This window comes from Vibrio sp. 03_296 (genome assembly GCF_002265885.1).
In genome coordinates, this window is sequence record NZ_NPKW01001395.1 from 1 (window position 1) to 419 (window position 419).

1 protein-coding gene is annotated in these 419 nt (G+C 47.0%); it reads left to right on the forward strand.

From position 1 onward, the window contains the following. The coding region (locus CIK04_RS32575) for a transposase (RefSeq protein WP_142995067.1) at positions 1–419 on the forward strand (419 nt) is incomplete at both ends.

Below are 419 nucleotides of genomic sequence, written 5' to 3' on the forward strand. Positions count from 1 at the left end.
AATCAGAGTCAAAAACAAAGAATACCAAAACCAGCACCACTGACCCAGAGAGTGGCTTCATGACTCGTGATAATAAGCCACAAGGCTTCTTCTAYCTCGACCATCGAACCGTTGATGGTCAACATGGAATTATCCTCGATACCTATACCACCGCGGGCAACATCAATGACTCACAGCCTTACGTTCAACGCTTAGATTACACGCTTGCTACATTCCAATTGAACCCGATAGCCGTTGGACTGGATGCGGGCTACTTTACCGCTCCAGTGGCRGAGTCACTTGAACGTCGAGGTATTCTTGGCGTGTTCGGTTATCGACGYCCATCGAGAACGAAAAATGCGTTCAAAAAGAAACACTTTACTTACGACGCGCAAAGAGACWGCTACCAATGTCCGAATGGTCAGGCGTTGCTTTATAAA